This window comes from Vagococcus sp., from assembly GCF_036639995.1.
Taxonomy (GTDB): Bacteria; Bacillota; Bacilli; order Lactobacillales; family Vagococcaceae; genus Vagococcus.
On the sequence record NZ_JAVWHO010000028.1, the window covers coordinates 1 to 15,210 of the forward strand.

At 35.1% G+C, this 15,210-nt stretch carries 17 protein-coding genes and 1 riboswitch; of the genes, 9 read left to right on the forward strand and 8 right to left on the reverse strand.

The window, feature by feature from the left end; genetic code table 11:
- The first annotated feature begins 124 nt into the window (after positions 1 to 124).
- Positions 125 to 349, forward strand: a complete 225-nt coding sequence (locus tag RR554_RS07930) for a hypothetical protein (RefSeq protein WP_332463689.1) — start codon at positions 125 to 127, stop codon at positions 347 to 349.
- Positions 350 to 399: 50 nt separating this feature from the next.
- On the opposite strand, the gene RR554_RS07935 is transcribed toward RR554_RS07930, so the two are convergent.
- The 3 genes from RR554_RS07935 to RR554_RS07945 are packed head-to-tail and all read right to left on the reverse strand — an operon-like array spanning position 400 to position 3,155.
- Positions 400 to 702 carry a hypothetical protein gene (locus RR554_RS07935; RefSeq protein ID WP_332463690.1) on the reverse strand — a complete coding sequence of 101 codons (303 nt, stop codon included), beginning with the start codon at positions 700 to 702 and terminating at the stop codon, positions 400 to 402.
- 11 nt (positions 703 to 713) lie between these two features.
- Complete coding sequence (locus RR554_RS07940) at positions 714 to 1,844, reverse strand: amidohydrolase (RefSeq protein WP_332467764.1); 1,131 nt, start codon at positions 1,842 to 1,844, stop codon at positions 714 to 716.
- Positions 1,845 to 1,868: 24 nt separating this feature from the next.
- Positions 1,869 to 3,155 (reverse strand): anaerobic C4-dicarboxylate transporter family protein, encoded by a 1,287-nt coding sequence (locus RR554_RS07945; protein ID WP_332463692.1) that lies wholly within the window; start codon positions 3,153 to 3,155, stop codon positions 1,869 to 1,871.
- A gap of 441 nt (positions 3,156 to 3,596) precedes the next feature.
- Here RR554_RS07945 and RR554_RS07950 point away from each other — a divergent pair, with 441 nt between their 5' ends.
- From RR554_RS07950 to RR554_RS07960, 3 genes are all read left to right on the forward strand, one after another.
- Positions 3,597 to 4,613 carry an NAD(P)/FAD-dependent oxidoreductase gene (locus RR554_RS07950; protein WP_332463693.1) on the forward strand — a complete coding sequence of 339 codons (1,017 nt, stop codon included), beginning with the start codon at positions 3,597 to 3,599 and terminating at the stop codon, positions 4,611 to 4,613.
- 93 nt (positions 4,614 to 4,706) lie between these two features.
- On the forward strand, positions 4,707 to 5,720 hold the full coding sequence (locus RR554_RS07955) for an NAD(P)/FAD-dependent oxidoreductase (RefSeq protein ID WP_332467765.1): 1,014 nt from the start codon (positions 4,707 to 4,709) through the stop codon (positions 5,718 to 5,720).
- Positions 5,721 to 5,754: 34 nt separating this feature from the next.
- Positions 5,755 to 5,829, forward strand: a riboswitch (Fluoride riboswitch).
- A 45-nt stretch (positions 5,830 to 5,874) separates the two neighbouring features.
- A complete protein-coding gene (locus tag RR554_RS07960) occupies positions 5,875 to 7,077 on the forward strand; it encodes a chloride channel protein (RefSeq protein ID WP_332463695.1) in 1,203 nt (400 codons plus the stop codon).
- A 32-nt stretch (positions 7,078 to 7,109) separates the two neighbouring features.
- Here RR554_RS07960 and murB read toward each other — a convergent pair whose 3' ends face one another.
- A complete protein-coding gene (gene murB, locus RR554_RS07965) occupies positions 7,110 to 8,012 on the reverse strand; it encodes a UDP-N-acetylmuramate dehydrogenase (protein WP_332463696.1) in 903 nt (300 codons plus the stop codon).
- Between the two features lie 194 nt (positions 8,013 to 8,206).
- On the opposite strand from murB, the gene RR554_RS07970 reads away from it, so the two are divergent.
- The 3 genes from RR554_RS07970 to RR554_RS07980 are packed head-to-tail and all read left to right on the forward strand — an operon-like array spanning position 8,207 to position 10,529.
- Positions 8,207 to 8,962, forward strand: a complete 756-nt coding sequence (locus RR554_RS07970) for an exodeoxyribonuclease III (RefSeq protein WP_332467766.1) — start codon at positions 8,207 to 8,209, stop codon at positions 8,960 to 8,962.
- 19 nt (positions 8,963 to 8,981) lie between these two features.
- Positions 8,982 to 9,980 carry a hypothetical protein gene (locus tag RR554_RS07975; protein ID WP_332467767.1) on the forward strand — a complete coding sequence of 333 codons (999 nt, stop codon included), beginning with the start codon at positions 8,982 to 8,984 and terminating at the stop codon, positions 9,978 to 9,980.
- A gap of 15 nt (positions 9,981 to 9,995) precedes the next feature.
- Positions 9,996 to 10,529, forward strand: a complete 534-nt coding sequence (locus RR554_RS07980) for a 3'-5' exonuclease (protein WP_332463699.1) — start codon at positions 9,996 to 9,998, stop codon at positions 10,527 to 10,529.
- A gap of 90 nt (positions 10,530 to 10,619) precedes the next feature.
- Here the strand turns inward: RR554_RS07980 and RR554_RS07985 are convergent, their stop codons facing one another.
- The 4 genes from RR554_RS07985 to RR554_RS08000 form a co-directional block, all read right to left on the reverse strand.
- Positions 10,620 to 11,138 (reverse strand): GNAT family N-acetyltransferase, encoded by a 519-nt coding sequence (locus tag RR554_RS07985; protein WP_332467769.1) that lies wholly within the window; start codon positions 11,136 to 11,138, stop codon positions 10,620 to 10,622.
- Position 11,139: 1 nt separating this feature from the next.
- Positions 11,140 to 11,619, reverse strand: a complete 480-nt coding sequence (gene tsaE, locus RR554_RS07990) for a tRNA (adenosine(37)-N6)-threonylcarbamoyltransferase complex ATPase subunit type 1 TsaE (protein WP_332463701.1) — start codon at positions 11,617 to 11,619, stop codon at positions 11,140 to 11,142.
- 232 nt (positions 11,620 to 11,851) lie between these two features.
- On the reverse strand, positions 11,852 to 12,835 hold the full coding sequence (gene pta, locus RR554_RS07995; protein ID WP_332463702.1) for a phosphate acetyltransferase: 984 nt from the start codon (positions 12,833 to 12,835) through the stop codon (positions 11,852 to 11,854).
- 152 nt (positions 12,836 to 12,987) lie between these two features.
- The gene (locus tag RR554_RS08000; RefSeq protein ID WP_332463703.1) at positions 12,988 to 13,656 is read right to left on the reverse strand and encodes a uracil-DNA glycosylase; all 669 of its coding nucleotides are present in this window, start codon (positions 13,654 to 13,656) and stop codon (positions 12,988 to 12,990) included.
- A 107-nt stretch (positions 13,657 to 13,763) separates the two neighbouring features.
- Here RR554_RS08000 and RR554_RS08005 point away from each other — a divergent pair, with 107 nt between their 5' ends.
- Entirely contained in the window at positions 13,764 to 14,633 is an 870-nt protein-coding gene (locus tag RR554_RS08005; RefSeq protein WP_332467770.1) for a Cof-type HAD-IIB family hydrolase, read from the forward strand.
- Positions 14,634 to 14,657: 24 nt separating this feature from the next.
- Positions 14,658 to 15,179 carry an LURP-one-related/scramblase family protein gene (locus RR554_RS08010; RefSeq protein ID WP_332467771.1) on the forward strand — a complete coding sequence of 174 codons (522 nt, stop codon included), beginning with the start codon at positions 14,658 to 14,660 and terminating at the stop codon, positions 15,177 to 15,179.
- Positions 15,180 to 15,210 lie beyond the last annotated feature (31 nt).

The following is a 15,210-nucleotide window of genomic DNA, read 5'->3' on the forward strand; positions in this document are numbered from 1 at the left end:
GTTTAAAGAAGCTCATAAAAGGCTCTCTTAAAAATTTAAAATGAAAATGTGCTACATGTCCATGCAAACGTAGAATAGTTTTTTTATTATACTTGATATAATAAAGAAAAAGGAAGTGGTTTTTATGACGGAGAAAAAGTTATTAAAATCAGAAAAAATACGCCTTAAAAACGATAAACTACGAGCTAAAGGAAAAGATCCTTTAAAAGGTTGGGGGAAAATGGTAGACACTGGTTTAGGTGGGATTAATAAATCCAATATTGATGTAATTAATAAGTTTGATAATATGGATTTTATAAAGGATCAGCAAAAAGATATTTCCAAAGAAAATAGAGAAGTATTGGAATAAATCAAAAAGTGTGCAGATAGACAATTTCTATTTGCACACTTTTTTAATTTTTATAATCCTAAACTATTTGGTTTAACATCTGCTGGAATAGGATTGATATAAGGTGTTTGTTTGGTAACTGCTTCAAGTTCTGCTTTTGCTTGAGTGATATACTCAGGATTTTCAATCACTTTAATAGCTGTTGTTGCCATTACTTTGGCAGCTTGAAGCATGCCTTTTTTAGCAATACCTGATTTACCGTTAGCAACCCATTGCCATGAATGAAGAGCTGTATTCTGAACTTCTGTTGCCATGATACATTGAGCTGTTGGAACAACCCAACTAACATCGCCAACATCAGTAGAACCCGGCATTGTAATGTTTGCTAGTGTGCTTCGTTATATGGATAAATGTAATCAGCTAGGACTTTTCCTTGATTGGCCGCAAGTACTTGTTTTTCAATTGGTGTAACAGGTGGAACCATCATGAATTTTTTATCTTCTTCTGATAATGAGGCATGTAGTTCTTTGGCAAAAGCAATATCAGTGTCATCAAACTGTGGTGCTCCGACTTTTGACATGCATTCAGCCATTAATTTTGAGTAAACTTTATTTGGCATGTAGTTTGAGCAGGCTTTATCAAAATGAACAGTCATTTGGGTTTCAGTCATTAATGCAGCCCCTTCTGCGACTTTACAAATACGGTCATAAATTTCTTTTACTTGATAGCCTTTAGGTGCACGAATTAAATATAAAACTTTTGAGTGAGCTTGAACCACACTTGGTTGCATACCACCACCATCTAAAACAGCATAGTGATAACGTGCTTCAGAAGTGACGTGCTCTCTTAAGTAGTTAGCACCAACATTCATCAGCTCCATTGCATCAAGAGCACTTCGACCCATGTCTGGTGAGTTAGCTGCGTGAGATGATTTGCCTTTAAATTCAAAAACAGCTTGAATATTAGCAAGAGTTGGAGAGCCGATAATGGCATTATCGGTTCCAGGATGCCAACAAATAGCCATGTCTAAGTCATCAAAAGCATGGGCGCGAGCCATATATGTTTTTCCAGAGCCACCCTCCTCAGCGGGGCATCCGTAATATCTAATTTGTGCATCAATATTTTGCTCTTTTAGGTAATCTCTTGTGGCAATTGCAGCAGCAAGAGATGCTGTTCCAAGTAGGTTATGACCACACCCGTGACCATTTGTAGTACCAAAACTTGGATCTGTTTCTTTTTTAGTTACTCCTGATTTTTGATTTAATTCAGGAAGAGCATCGTATTCACCTAAAAAGCCAATGACAGGTCCTTTTGATCCATATGTTGCAATAAAGGCGGTGTCGATGTCAGCAATATTTGTTTCAATGGAAAATCCTTCCTCTTTTAAAACGGCCATAATTGTTTTTGCTGATTCTCGCTCATGAAATTTCGTCTCAGCAATATCCCAAATACGATCGCTCAAAGTGAAGTAACTTTCTTTTTTGTTTTCAATAAGTGTTTCGATTGTTTTAAACATAAAATTTCCTCCTAGAATAGACGTTTAGATAAATAGAGTCATGCCATAAGACAAGATAATTGAAAAGGCCGTAATAGCGATTCCAGGTAAAATGAAACTAACTGTTTTGGTTCGCCCCGTTCGGTCCAATTCACAGGCTAAAAGTAGTGTTGGCTGAGCCGGGATGATGAAGTTAAAGTTCAAGCATTGCACAATGATAACTAAGAAAATTGGTGAAATTCCTAAGGACAAAGCTAAGGGGAAAATAATCGCTGCAACAGCGGTTTGAGCCCCGATAATCATTGCGACAAAACTACAAATTAAAATTAAAACCCAAGGGTGGCTGGCTAATACTTCACCGATACTTGATGTTAATGTTTCCTGATTGCCAGGTGAACCAAATATAGTTGAGCCAACCCAACCTAAACCAAGAACAACAAGGGCTGCGCCAAGTGAGTTCATGGTGGCAGAGGCATTTAAAATGCGTGACGTTTTAACTTTAAATAGTATGATATTTAATGCAGCAGATAGATACATGAACATTTGAACAAGATCTGCTGTTGCAATTTTAACACTTTTTCCTTCAACTGTATATTGTGGCAACAGACTTGGAAATAGACCGAAAATGATGATACATAGAACACAACCTAGAAAGACTAATGTTGAGTATTTTGCAGTTTTTGTGTGGCTGATTTCTTCACAACATGTATCAGCTTTAGCAAGAGTTGTTTCATCAAATGGTATTTTTTTATTAATGATTGTAAGAATTAGGCTTAATAAAATAATTGAAAGTAGTGTTGCTGGTAGAACAACAGCTAAATAAGTTGCCATAGAAATATTAAAAGGAATCAGTAGCATAATAACAAAAGCTGTTGAAGAGGACGCAGGGCTACATAACAACGCCATATTTGATGCTAGAACAGAGCTAATTAGAGCACCTTTTGGGTTAACTTTAGAGTTAATTGCTGTTTCTGCAATGATTGGTTCAAGAGATAAACTAATCATCGCTGTTCCCATACCAAAAACAAAAATGAAACAAACAAGTGGTGCAACCAGTGTGATTGCTTTTGGAAAGCGTTGAATGATCTTGGTTGCTACAGAAATCATATAGTCCATTCCGCCAGAAGCTTGTAAAGCACCACTAGCAATTCCGATGGAGATAATAATTAAGACGGCAGTAACAGGTGGAGATGACGGCGGCAGTTTGAAAATAAACAACATAATAAATAGTGCAACAATAGCAGATACCCCAGAACCTAATGCGCCACCTTTTGATAAACCGTAAATAATAGTGACGACCATAATCGCAATTTCCAGCAATAGTAAAAACATGAAATTCCCCCTAGATTTGTGTTTGCTGTTTGACTTACAAATGATGGTTAAGCAAGCTTGTTAAATAAAATTTTTCTAGAAGAAATATTATTTAAAAAACATACTTAATTCGAAAAAAATTGTAACACATTAATAATAATAAAAAAAGAAAAATAAGGTATTATTTATGAACATTTAGAAATTCTTAATGTTTTGTTTTATTACTTGAAAACGATTTATAAAGTTGTTATCATAGTGTTTAGGTAAAAACGATAAAATCATAAACGTTATTTTATCTGTAAATTTGTTTTAGATTAATAACAAAGAATGATATTTGTTAAAAAATCCGATTGCTATCCATTTTTAAGTGTGTTAATTTATGAATGTCATCACATGGGTGGTATTTTTTTTAAACATCTATTGAGAATGATTATCAATATCGTTTTTAGGGGGAGAAGTGACATGGAAGAGGTTATCATTGTTGGCGGTGGTCCAGCAGGTTTATATAGTGCGTTTTATTGTGGATTAAGAGGAATGAGTGTCAAATTAATTGAAGCCAAACCTTATTTGGGTGGTAAATTGAATGTTTATAAAGAAAAAAACATTTGGGATATTGGTGGTGTGACACCGCAACCAGCAGAAAATATTGTAGCGTCTTTAATTCAGCAGGCTGATGCTTTTGAGCCAACATATGTGTTAGGGAAAAAGGTAGTTAATATAACGAAAGAGAAAAATCAATTCTGCGTTCAAACAGAGGATGGAGAACAACATTTTTCAAAATCAGTTATTTTAGGGACAGGAACTGGAATTATTACACCTAAAAAACTAGAGTTTGATTATCTGGAAAGTTTTGAAAAAAGTAATCTTCACTATGAGGTAGGGTCTATTGAATCATTCCGTCAAAAAAAAGTGATGATAACAGGGGGCAATGATAGTGCTATCCAATGGGCTAAAGCTTTGGCAGAAGTGGCCGAAAAAGTTTACTTAGTGTATCGAAAAGACTTATTTAGAGGCTATGAAACAGAGGTTGAGAGTGTACTAAGTCATGAGAAAATCACTTGCTTGATGGAGAAAAAAATCACAGATTTTACGTCACGAGACAATAGTCGAATTGATTCTGTAAAAGTTAGCCATGTGGTAAGCGAGATAGCTGAGGATATTGACGTGGATGAAGTGCTTGTATGCCACGGATTTGAAAGGAATAATCCACTCATTAATAATGTTTCAGAGTTTGAGCTGATAGATGAGTTGTTTTTCAAGACAACGACAGTCGGTGAGACTTCTGTTGATGGTGTGTTTGCTGCAGGAGATGCTGCGTCTTATGATGGAAAAGTCAGACTAATAGCAGGAGCTTTTCACGACGCTGTGAATGCTTCTAATCATGCAAAGAAAAAGATTGATCCAGAAGCGACAGATGGCGGAATGGTATCTTCTCATCATGATGAGCTTCAAAGTAGAAAAGTAATAGTTCAAAGCTAAGGATTGAGTGGTTTGCTATCTATTTCTAAGTATGTTATTTTATGATTAATAAAGTGAGAATTATTATCATTTATAACTAAGAAGAGGTGTAGCATGGTAGATGTAATTATAATTGGTGGTGGTCCGGCTGGTTTGTACAGTGCGTTTTATTGTGGGTTAAGAGGCCTATCCGTTCAGCTAATTGAAGGACAACATTTTTTAGGTGGTAAATTAAATGTTTATAAAGAAAAAAATGTTTGGGATGTGGGCGGTCTTGTAGGCCAACCAGCTAAAAATATTATTGATTCATTGATTACTCAAGCTGAAACTTTTGAGCCTGAAATTATTTTAGGCAAAAGTGTGATAGATATAAAAAAAGAAGACGATGCGTTTTGTGTACAGACTAATGATAATGCTAAATATTATAGTAAAGCAGTGATTATTGGGACAGGAACCGGAATTAGTATACCAACAAAATTAGATAGTGATTATCCAGTTGCCTATGAAACAACGTTTATTTTTTATGATATGCCAGACGTTGCGTTATTTAGAGATAAAGTGGTGATGGTCTCAGGTAGTAATGCAAAAGCAATTCGTTGGGCAGAAAATGTAAGCGATGTAGCTAAGAAAGTTTATTTTATTTACCGAAAAGATTTGCAAAAGGGAAGTTCAATTGACCTAACTAGTCTAGCTACTAATGATAAAGTTATTTGTATAGAAAATAAAAAAATAACAAAATTTACTAGTTTAGACGAAGAAAGCATTCACTCAGTTGAGTTAACTCATCTACTTGATAAGACAAGTGAATGGTTAGAGGTTGATACTGTTTTAGTAAGTCACGGGGTGAAAAAAAATAACCCATTGATTAAAGAAACAACTGAATTTGATCTTGAAAAGAAGACGTATTTTAAAATTAACAACCAGGGAGAAACTTCGATTGAGGGAATTTTTGCAGCAGGAGACGCCGCCTTTTATGATGGTAAACTACGTATGATAGCTGAGTCTTTCCATGATGCAATTAAAGCTTCTAATAGTGTTAAAAAGAAAATTGATCCAAAAGCAACAGATAGAGGAAAAGTATCCTCTCATCATGAGGAGTTAAAAAAAAGAAAAGCTCCCATTGAATAAAAAGAAAAAATGGCGTAAAATAACTGTATTATTATAGAAATCAGGGAATGATGATCTCCCGTAACGTATCTGTTAAAACCGCTAATAAGCTAATGACTTCTGCACGCTTTTTTAAGTGTGTAGAAGTTTTTTATTTTTAAAAGGAGTTTTTGAGATGGATAAAAGAAAATGGATTGGTTTAGTTATTTTTAGTTTAGTTGTTGGAGGATTAGTTGGTATTTTAGAAGTTATTTTTGGGAAAGTATTACTTATGTTAACTGATTGGCGAGTGAGTTATTTTGGTTACTTGATTTTATTTTTACCACTAGCAGGGCTTTTTATTGAGTGGTTATACACGCGTTTTGGTGGCAAATCAAGACAAGGAATGGGCTTAATCTTTGATGCGGGACATGGCGAAACTAAAGAGGTTCCTCTTCGTTTGATTCCGATTGTTATCGTGTCTACTTGGCTAACGCATTTATTTGGTGGTAGTGCAGGACGTGAAGGGGTGGCCGTTCAAATTGGTGGAGCGCTTTCTCATTGGATGAGTCAAAGAAAATGGCATGTGTTTTTACCAAAGGATAATATGCCGCAAATTGCGCTGATAACAGGGATGGCAGCAGGTTTTTCTGGTCTATTTCAAACACCGATGGCAGCTGTTTTGTTTGCCTTAGAAGTATTAGTTGTTGGAAAATTAGAAATTCGTGCGTTACTTTCTGCCAGTATCGCATCATTTACTGCGTATTTTATATCTGCTTATCTAGGTTTAGAAAAGTTTAGTTTTTTTATTGAGAGTAGATTAGATTTTACGCCGTTACTTGTTGTTAAGTTAGTGGTGCTAGGATTACTGTTTGGTTTAGTCGGTCGCTTTTTTTCTGCTAGTTTAGCGAAAGGCAAGTCGATAGCTAAACGACTGATACCTAATAATTATCAACGTATTTTTATTGGTGGGATATTGATTGCTATCTTGATTTTTGTTATTCATCACGGTCGTTATGCTGGTTTGGGTAGCAATTTAATTAGTGCTAGTTTAGCAGGGGAACCCATATATTCTTATGATTTTTTATTAAAAATTCTGTTCACTATTCTAACCCTATCTGTTGGTTTTCAAGGAGGAGAAGTCACACCGTTATTTGCCATAGGAAGTGCACTTGGAGCCGTTGTTGCTCCGTTAATAGGTTTACCAGTGGCTGTTGTGGCAGCTATTGGGTATATGACTGTTTTTGGAAGTGCTACTAATACCTTTTTAGCGCCCATTTTAATCGGAGGAGAAGTGTTTGGTTATGAGTTAATGCCGGTCTTTTTCGTTACAATGTGTGTTGCTTATAGTTGTAATGGCAATCAGTCAATTTATGGAAAACAAAAGATATTAAATTAAAAACAAGAGGCCAACTTTAGTTAGCCTCTTGTTTATTTTTCTCGTCCGATAATTCGAACTTCAGTTTCTAAAACGACATCGAATTCTTTTAAAATTGTTTTTTGGATATGTTGAATTAATTCAACGTAATCTGTTGCTGTGGCATGATCAATGTTGACAATAAATCCAGCATGTTTTGTTGAAATTTGAGCGCCACCCCATTTTAAACCTTGTAAGTTAGCGTCTTGAATTAGTTTTCCAGTAAAATGTCCTTCAGGGCGTTTGAAAACACTGCCGCATGAAGGGTATTCCAACGGCTGTTTGCTCTCTCTTAGATGAGTCAGCTCATCCATTTTTTCTTTGATATCAGCGTGATTGCCTTTTTCAAGTGTAAAAGTCACGTTTAACACAATGCCTTTCATTTCTTGTAGGATGCTATGGCGATAAGAAAAATGCATATCTTCTTTTTTGAATGTGACAAATCGTCCATCTTCTAAAATGATTTCAGCAGATTCGAAAACATCTACTAGTTCACCGCCATATGCTCCAGCATTCATGTAAGCTGCACCCCCGATACTTCCAGGAATGCCACAAGCAAATTCCATGCCCACTAAATCTTTTTCAAGGGCTTTATAGGTTACATCGATTAATTTCGCTCCAGCATCAGCTGTAATGGTTGTGTCGTTAATGGTTACTTGATTTAATTCACTTAGCATAATAACAAAGCCTTCAATGCCTCCGTCACGTACGATTAAGTTACTCGCATTTCCTAAACATAACCAAGGAAGATCATTGTTATTGCAGTAATCCACAATTTGTTTTACTTCATCAGTACTTTTTGGGAATAACAAGCAATCAGCAGGGCCGCCTGTTTTGGTATAAGTAAAATGTGATAAAGGTTCATTAAACAGCATTTTTATTGGTTTCAAGTCAGCAGTTATTTTTGTATTATTCATTTATACTACCCTTTCGTCTATAAGTCATCGGGCTTATTCTATCATATTTTGAAAGGAATAAGCTATCCTTTATCTACGAGTGAAGAAAAATTTAAAAAACTTATTGCCTTTCAAAGGATTATTTATTTTTGATCGGCGCTTTCTATGTTAAAATGAGAGGTGACTAATGAATTTTAAGTAGGAGGATTTACTCATTGAAACTTATCTCGTGGAATGTTAATGGATTAAGAGCCGTTGTTAAAAAGGGGTTTGAAGACATATTTAAAGAAATTGATGCAGATGTGTTTTGTTTACAAGAAACAAAGTTACAAGCTGGGCAAATTGAGTTAGCTTTGGAGGGCTATCATCAATACTGGAATTATGCCGTGAAAAAGGGCTATTCAGGCACCGCTGTTTTTAGTAAAAAGGAAGCATTAAGTGTTAATTATGGGATAGGTATAGAAGAGCATGACCAAGAAGGCCGTGTGATTACAGTAGAGTACGAAGACTTTTATTTAGTAAACTGCTATACACCAAACGCACAAGCTGAGTTAAAACGTTTGGAGTATCGCATGCTTTGGGAAACTGATTTTTTAGTTTATTTAAAAAAATTAGAAGAGGAAAAACCAGTTGTTTTATGTGGTGACTTAAACGTAGCACATAATAACATTGATTTGAAAAATTGGAAAACAAATCGCAAAAATCCAGGCTTTTCAGATGATGAAAGAGCGGCATTTTCTAATCTTTTAGCCAATGGTTTTACTGATAGCTTCCGTTATTTCTATCCTGAACTTGAAGGTGCGTATTCTTGGTGGAGTTACCGATTTAATGCAAGACAAAATAATGCAGGTTGGAGAATCGATTATTTTTGTGTTTCTAATTGTTTAGAAAAAAAACTGGAAGACGCATCCATTTTAAAGGATGTGTATGGCAGTGATCACTGCCCAGTAGCTTTAACCCTTAATTTTTAGATAGAAAAGAGGAAATGTTATGAGGAAGCTGAGAAAATGTTTTTCAATCATTGCCTTAATAATAATGTTTGTCTCGATTGGTTCTTTAACAGCTTTTGCTGAAGAAAAAAAAGAAGATCAATTGATTTATGATTTAAGATATGATGAAAAGAAAAGTGTTCTGTATGGAAAGTCAAAACCAAATGCGAATATTTATATTAATGATATCGCCGGAAGTATTGTTGCGTCAGATGACGGGACGTTTGAAATGCCGATACCAAAAGGTGCTAAAATATCTCATATTTTAATGCTTGACGCAGAAGGGGATAATTCAACAGACATCAGATTCAACTTTGAAAAAAATACGATTGAAAAAGATAATAAGAAGGATGAAGAGGAAGAGCCAGATGACTCTTCAAGTAAATCCAGAGAAAAAAGTGATGGGGTAGATATTAAAGACCCTAAAAAGGACGAAGAAGAAACATCAGATACAACGACAGAAACAACAAAAAGCAAAAAAGAAGCCAAAAAATCTGAAGAAGATGAAAAAGAACCAACTCATATTTCAAGCGAAAACTACAATGGTAAAACCGAAAAAGAACCTAAAAAAAGTTTAGCTTGGCTTTGGACATTACTTGCGATATTAGTTGTTGTCGGTGGTGCAACAGGGGCTTACTTCTTGTATAAGAAAAAAATAGAACGCGAAGAGGCAGCAGAGCGTAAAAAAATTAATAAAGCCAGTCGCAAGAAACGTAAAAAACAAAAATTAAAAGAATTAGATGACAGTTTTGAAGATGATTTATATGAAGAATTTAAAGATTCAAAAGATAATAAACAAGCAACACATAAGGAAATAGCTGCACCTAAGAAAAAGAAAGCAAAACAACCAACTAAAAAAGAGAGTTTAGAAGATTTGATTGATTCTGAGTTGAGTGGGTCAAAAAAATCTAAGACAACATCGAGTCGTTCTAAATCAAAAGGACAATCTAAAAAAGGGTCGTCACGTTCAAACAAAGGGAAAAGTAAGAAATCTAGATAGTTAATGGAGGATCTGATGAATTTTATTGCATATGATTTTGAAACGGCAAATGGTCAATTACACAGTGCCTGCTCAATAGCCTTAGTGATGGTAAAGGATAGTCAAATTGTAGGAAATTATTATTCATTGATTAAACCGGAAACATCTTTTAATTGGCGAAATATTCAAATTCACGGGATTCATCCAGAAGACGTTGAATTTGCACCGAGTTTTGTTGAAGTTTGGCAAGAAATCGAGACGTATTTTCAAGAGAATCGGTTAATTGTTGCACATAATGCTTCTTTTGATAATCGTGTATTGGCAAGTTGCTTAGATTATTACGATTTACCAGTCGCACATTTCTTATCACTGTGTACGGTTCGAACTAGTCGAAAACTATATCCTGAACTAAGTAATCACAAATTAAATACGGTCAGTGATTACTTATCAATTGACTTAGAAAATCATCATAACGCGTTAGATGATAGCCTAGCGTGCGCTGAAATTTTACTCCGACAAGAAGAACAGTATGGTGTTGAACCGTTAAAAAAACTGGTAAAAATAGTCTAAATAGAACTAAAATGATTTCGAAAAAAGAGAATAATAAAAAACGTCTATTCCAAAATGGAATAGACGTTTTGTTATTTAATAGCTAATTTTTTAAATGATTAAACTCATTAGTAAGACATTTAAATACTCATTATTTTCTGATAAAAAACCACAACGAATGATGCCTTCTGTTTCAAAATGAAGCTTTTGATACAAACCAATGGCTCGCTCATTTCGCTCTTGGACTTTTATCTCGAGGCGCTTGATTTGCTGGTGTTCATTTGCCCAAAAGATAATTTCTTCTAACATAACAGTTCCAAGGCCATAACCCCAGTATTCTTTCAAAACACTAATACCAATTTCCCCAATATGGCGAAGTGGTGGGTCCATTTCGCCCATCACAGTGGCCACACCAATTAATTCATCGTGGTTAAAGGCAAGCAAAATTAGTTGGTTGTCTTCTTCGTAAATAAAATCAATTTGTCTAGCCATTGCCGTATCGTCAAGTTCGAGTGAGTGCTGATTGACAAGTAAAAAGGGTGTTTCCTTGTTAAGAACAGTCATAATACGTAATAATTCTTTGGCATCTTTTGGTGTAGCTTCACGTAAAGTGATATCTAATTGGCACATATTAAATCGCCCAACCTAGTTGTTGTAAGTGGGTGGTTAAGGCAGTTAGTTTTTCAGCAGCAAGTGGTGAGTTTGCTTTCATTGAAAATTGTCGCTCAGATTCCCCAGTTTTATCAAGAAACATCTCAATGTAAGGTGTTAAGATATCCTCTTTAATCAAATGTCCCCATTCAATAATGCATACACCGTCTCCTTCAAGGTACTCATCTAAACCAAGATCACTTGCGCCATCTGTTAAACGGTAAACATCCATGTGATAGAGCGGAAGTCTCCCTGTGTCGTATTCTCTAATTAAGGTATATGTCGGGCTTTTAATCATTTGCTCAATGCCTAAACCTAAGGCAAATCCTTTTGTGAATGTTGTTTTACCAGCACCTAGGTCGCCTGTTAGCAGGTAAATATCTCCAGCTTGAGTAAAGTTGGCAATATCTTGTGCTAGTTTTTTTGTGTCAACTTCATTGTTTAAATTTATTTTTTTCATGACTGCCTCCTTCATCGTGATACTAGTATAAAGAAAACTAAAAAAAAAAGCCATGCTTAGCACGACTTTTTTTATTTTCAGTTACTTAAAGCAAACCGATATTTTTAGCACCTGATAGACGGGCTTCAAATATCTGCTTTTTCGGTAACTTCAATCAAATGAATTAATCTAAAAATCAAGATTAATTTATTTGATTTTCAGTTACTCAAAGCAAATCGATATTTTCAGCACCTTATTTTTCTTGTAGTGCTTGAGATGCTGTGATAATTGATAATTTGTATACATCTTCTTCGTTACATCCACGAGAAAGGTCAGAGATTGGTTTGTTCAATCCTTGTAAGATTGGTCCAATTGCTTGGAAACCACCTAAACGTTGTGCAATCTTGTAACCAATGTTACCTGATTGGATTTCTGGGAAGACAAAGACATTTGCGCTTCCTGCAACGTTTGAGTCTGGCGCTTTTTGTTGTGCAACAGATGGCACGTAAGAAGCGTCAAATTGTAATTCACCATCAATTGGGAATTCAGGAGCTAATTCTTTAGCAATTTTTGTTGCTTCAGCGACTTTTGTCACTTCATCAGATTTAGCAGAACCTTTTGTTGAGAAGCTTAATAAAGCTACTTTAGGATCAATGCCAAAAATTTCAGCAGTTTTAGCACTTTCCACAGCGATTTCAGCTAATGCTTGAGCGTCTGGGTTAATGTTGATGGCGCAATCTGAGAAAATGTATTTTTCAGAATCACGGTTACCAACCATTAAGAAAGCACCACTTGTACGGCTAACGCCTGGTTTTGTTTTGATGATTTGTAGAGCAGGGCGAATAGTATCACCAGTTGAGTGAACAGCACCACTTACTAAACCATCAGCTAAGTCCATGAATACTAACATAGTACCAAAGTAGTTTTCATCTTTTAAGATAGTGCGTGCTTGATCTTCAGTTGCTTTACCTTTACGACGTTCGATGAAAGAAGCTACCATGCTATCAAATCCAGCATAGTTATCTGGATCGATAATGTCTAGGCTATCAATTGATAAGCCACGAGTGCTTGCTACTTCTTTAATTTTGTCAACATTACCAATTAAGATTGGTTCTACTAAGCCGTCTGATTTCAAACGAACTGCAGCACCAAGTACTCTAATGTCAGTTGGTTCTGGGAAAACGATTCTCATGTTTTTTCCACTAATATTATTTTTTAATCCGTCAAATAATTCCACAAATAAACCCTCCAGTTTATATACTTTTACTCACGATTCTATCATACAACTAAAAGTAATAAAAGGACAGGTTTTTTTCCTGTTTTTATTAAAAAACGCCGAGATAATAGAACTTGTTTGTGTACAATGTAACAGAAAGAAAAGGTGTGCTATTACAGTTGCCAGTTAATTGTTTTTTTACCTTGTTGTGTGAGTATTTGGTTGATAGTAGAGTAAGGTTTACTACCAAAAAAACCACGATACGCAGATAAAGGACTTGGGTGAGGAGCTTCAACAACAAAATGTTTATTGGTGTCAATCATTGTTTTTTTTTGTTGAGCCGGTTTGCCCCAAAGAACAAAAATAATAGGATCTTCTCTAAGATTAAGTTGTTCGATAATTTGATTAGTAAATATTTCCCATCCTTTATTTTTATGAGAATTAGCTTTTCCTTTTTGAACAGTTAATACTGTATTTAGCAAGAGAATTCCTTGATTAGCCCAAGGCATTAAGTAACCAGAGCTAGGTTCTGCCATATTTAAATCATTGGCTAATTCTTTGTACATGTTTCTTAGTGAAGGTGGGATTTTTTCGCCAGGTAATACAGAAAAACTCAAACCATGTGCCTGATTGTCACCATGATAAGGGTCTTGACCTAAAATGACGACTTGGGTATTTTCATAAGAAGTAGCTTCTAAAGCACTAAAAATATTGTTTTTAGCCGGGAAAATCGTTTGTGTGCTATATTCGGTTTCTAAAAATTGGGTTAGTTGTTTAAAGTAATCTCTATTTGTTTCATTGTTTAATATATTTTTCCAATCATTTGGGATAGATAGTTCCATTTGTATCACCTCTTGAGGTTTAGTCTATCATAATTCACCTTAAAGAATGCTACAAAGGGTAAAAAATGGTAAACTATAACTATCTTATTTCAAGGGGGTTAAACAAGTTGATTAAAATGATTGCATCCGATATGGACGGTACGTTATTAACGTCTCATTTGGCTATTTCAGAAAAAAATAAAGAGGCTGTTTTAAAAGCCCAAGAACAAGGTATTGAATTTATGGTGGCAACTGGTAGAGCATATGGTGAGGCTAAACCACCTCTTGAAGAAGCAGGAATTCGCTGTGGCATGATCACAGGAAATGGCGCTCAAGGATTTGATGCAGATGGAAATGAAATTTTTACAATTTCTATTAATAAAAAAATTGCCAAAGAAATTATGGGGATTTTAAGAGAAAATAATTTATATTTTGAGTTAATGACGACACATGGTGTTTATTCAGAAAGCCAACCGCAACGTTTGGAAAATTTCGCGACATTATTAGCAGAAAACATTCCACATATTACGTTTAAAATGGCAATTGCTATGGCTTCAACACATGTTAATATGCTTCCGATTAGTTATGTTGAGAGCTATGATGAGCTACTAAAAAACTCAGAGGTAGAAGTTTTAAAAATTATAACTTTTAGTGACGGTGGACAAGAAGTGCTACAGCCAATTGCTGAGGTTATTGAAAAACTAGATGATGTACATGTGACGTCTTCTTTTCCGAATAATATTGAGGTAAACCACAAAGAAGCACAAAAAGGGGTGGCTGTTGCTAAAATAGCAGAAGCTAAAGGGATTTCTTTAGCAGATGTAATGACCATTGGTGATAATTTTAACGATGTTTCCATGCTTGAAGTAGCTGGTGTTAGCTTTGCCATGGGAAACGCTGAACCAGGTGTGAAACAAATCGCAACATATGAAGCAGAAACTAATGTAAATGACGGCGTAGGTAAAGCAATTTTAAGAGCTATTTCAGAAAATCTTTAATATTTAATGAAAGTAGTGAGAGTCATGGCAGTTTACTATATAGAACAGCATTTATTATCAGCTAGAGTAAGGACGGTTATTAAAGATTGTGATGGGAAACCAGTTTTTTTATTAGTTGGTAGTTGGGGAACACGAGGTGATAGCATTTCTATCTATCAGTTAGATGGGGAAGTGCTAGCTAGTGCGAAACAAACTGCTTTTTCATATAAATCACGGTTTGATTTGTATGATCGTTATGAAAAAGTAGGCAGTCTGAGTCGGTTGTTTTCTGTAAGTCGTGATTTTTATTTTATTAAAAAACTACATTGGTTAGCTACAGGAGATATAAAAAATCAAACCTATAAGATTTATCATTTTAATGATAAGGTAATGGAGATGACAAAGGAAACTAGCTATCGAGGAGATTTTTACCGAATAGACGTTTCAAAAGAAGCTAATGCACCACTGTGTATTTGTATTGCCTCAGTGCTTGATTACTGGGCAAGAAGAGAGAGTAAAGTAGATGAATTGATAACTAAAAAGTCAGTGAATCTTCAATTAGGATAATTAGTTCAATAAATAAACAAAAAGCGAGGGT

What these genes read in the sequence shown, in the direction of transcription:
- RR554_RS07930 (WP_332463689.1), top strand. Translation starts at nt 125, where the DNA reads ATGACGGAGAAAAAGTTATTAAAATCAGAAAAAATACGCCTTAAAAAC.
- RR554_RS07935 (WP_332463690.1), bottom strand. Translation starts at nt 702, where the DNA reads ATGCCGGGTTCTACTGATGTTGGCGATGTTAGTTGGGTTGTTCCAACA.
- RR554_RS07940 (WP_332467764.1), bottom strand. Translation starts at nt 1,844, where the DNA reads ATGTTTAAAACAATCGAAACACTTATTGAAAACAAAAAAGAAAGTTAC.
- RR554_RS07945 (WP_332463692.1), bottom strand. Translation starts at nt 3,155, where the DNA reads ATGTTTTTACTATTGCTGGAAATTGCGATTATGGTCGTCACTATTATT.
- RR554_RS07950 (WP_332463693.1), top strand. Translation starts at nt 3,597, where the DNA reads ATGGAAGAGGTTATCATTGTTGGCGGTGGTCCAGCAGGTTTATATAGT.
- RR554_RS07955 (WP_332467765.1), top strand. Translation starts at nt 4,707, where the DNA reads ATGGTAGATGTAATTATAATTGGTGGTGGTCCGGCTGGTTTGTACAGT.
- RR554_RS07960 (WP_332463695.1), top strand. Translation starts at nt 5,875, where the DNA reads ATGGATAAAAGAAAATGGATTGGTTTAGTTATTTTTAGTTTAGTTGTT.
- murB (WP_332463696.1), bottom strand. Translation starts at nt 8,012, where the DNA reads ATGAATAATACAAAAATAACTGCTGACTTGAAACCAATAAAAATGCTG.
- RR554_RS07975 (WP_332467767.1), top strand. Translation starts at nt 8,982, where the DNA reads ATGAGGAAGCTGAGAAAATGTTTTTCAATCATTGCCTTAATAATAATG.
- RR554_RS07980 (WP_332463699.1), top strand. Translation starts at nt 9,996, where the DNA reads ATGAATTTTATTGCATATGATTTTGAAACGGCAAATGGTCAATTACAC.
- RR554_RS07985 (WP_332467769.1), bottom strand. Translation starts at nt 11,138, where the DNA reads ATGTGCCAATTAGATATCACTTTACGTGAAGCTACACCAAAAGATGCC.
- tsaE (WP_332463701.1), bottom strand. Translation starts at nt 11,619, where the DNA reads ATGAAAAAAATAAATTTAAACAATGAAGTTGACACAAAAAAACTAGCA.
- RR554_RS08000 (WP_332463703.1), bottom strand. Translation starts at nt 13,656, where the DNA reads ATGGAACTATCTATCCCAAATGATTGGAAAAATATATTAAACAATGAA.
- RR554_RS08010 (WP_332467771.1), top strand. Translation starts at nt 14,658, where the DNA reads ATGGCAGTTTACTATATAGAACAGCATTTATTATCAGCTAGAGTAAGG.